This window comes from Pyrobaculum sp., from assembly GCF_049971835.1.
In the GTDB taxonomy this organism is placed as follows: Archaea; Thermoproteota; Thermoprotei; order Thermoproteales; family Thermoproteaceae; genus Pyrobaculum.
The window spans coordinates 1-1,532 of sequence record NZ_JBMFKV010000343.1 but is presented as its reverse complement, the minus strand read 5'-3'; the positions used below and the strand labels follow the sequence as shown (position 1 = coordinate 1,532).

The 1,532-nt window shown below is 48.2% G+C and carries 1 protein-coding gene and 1 pseudogene; one reads left to right on the top strand and one right to left on the bottom strand.

What is annotated here, in order from left to right:
* Positions 1–259 (bottom strand): annotated as a pseudogene (locus ACP5J3_RS14480) (hypothetical protein); the annotation flags it as partial.
* Between the two features lie 29 nt (positions 260–288).
* On the opposite strand from ACP5J3_RS14480, the gene ACP5J3_RS14475 reads away from it, so the two are divergent.
* Entirely contained in the window at positions 289–1,212 is a 924-nt protein-coding gene (locus ACP5J3_RS14475) for a GP88 family protein (RefSeq protein WP_428496323.1), read from the top strand.
* The last annotated feature ends 320 nt before the right edge of the window (positions 1,213–1,532 follow it).

The following is a 1,532-nucleotide window of genomic DNA, read 5'->3' as shown; positions in this document are numbered from 1 at the left end:
CCCTCCTGCCCAGCTCGCTTCTCCTACGATCATCGGGCTTCTGTGATACCCCAATTACACCTACGCTACGTGCCTTCGCCACTCTCTCTAGCTCTTCGTAAAGTTCTCTCCTCCCAAACCCCCACAGAATCACTCCCTCTTTCTTCTTCTCGATTTTTTGCTTGCAGTTTTCTGGACAACCTAGATTCAAACTGTCTTTATTAATGTCGTTTAACGAGTGGTACCAGTTCTCATATGCGCCTTGGATCACAAAACACATAATTTGATTAAATACGGAACGTTATATATGTGAGGCCAGAGGCGTGGCTAGCTAGAGAGGTTGCGCCTGGAGTTACCTTGAGAGATCTCGCCTGGGCGCTTTACAGAACAGGGGCATACCGACCGCCGACAACGGAGATAGAAATGACAACTCTGCGTAAGATTCAGATAAGGACTGCCGAGAGCCTAGGCAGGGGCCTTTCCAGAATAGTCCCCAGGATGCCCTACTCGCACGGGAATAGAAAGATAGGTGATATCTGGAGTTTTGATCTCCCGCCAGTATTGACGTGTCCCTACGCTACTTTTTGCGGCAGGTCTGGACCTCAAGGTCTTTACAAAGGTAAAGGTTATGTGTGTTATGATTTAAACACTGCGCGTTATAGCAGGCAACACCTCTTACGTGAATATCTAAACTACATCCACATAGTTAAGGAAGGCTATGAGTGGCTGAGCGGCTGGACCAGGTTCGTGATACGCAACCGCGGCGCGCGGATCATACGACTGCACGTGGGTGGTGATATCTTTTCGGCGTGGTATTGGGATTTTATAAAAAGACTGGCGGGGGAGTTCCCCACTACAACTTTTTACCTTTATACACGATCCTTCCCAATAATCGCGGCGTCTCCAGAGAGGCCGAGAAACCTGGTTGTCCTCATGTCGCTTGACGCGGCTAACTTCAGCTATCTGTACAAATATGGCGAGTATTTTGACAACATAACCTATCTGCTGGCTGGAGAGGAGGCGGAGGCTCAGATTCCGCTGATTAGAAAAGCCGCCGAGTGGGCTGAGAAGAGGGGGAAGAGGCTGGTGGTCTTCTTAGAGCACAGCAGACGAAAAAATCTCATAAACAAGATAGGGACTTTGAAGATATATGTATGCCCTAACGAGGTGGGCATGGAGCTGACGTGTGAGAAATGTAGAATATGTTTTACAAAAAGCTCTAATCCTCCGTGAAGTTATATAACTCTGCATTGAACATTTCTATCACCGCCTATTCATCTCGATGCGATAAATAGTCTGCACGCTACGCCAAGGACTTGTGTTAGGAATAACCACGGCATTAGAGCGGTAAGTAGTTGCTGGGCTCCGTATCCGCTCCAGATCTAGTCTCCCAAAGCTAAAAAGCTCCAACGCGTCGGGCTAGCAATGGTATATAGGGAGTAAGGCTTGGCTCTCATTTTAACCATCCAGGTGTTGGGTGATAGTTTAGGAGTTTTTGGGCACTATGTAGTAGACGCTGTGGCGGAGGATTACGGATCCTGTGGGGTCTAGGT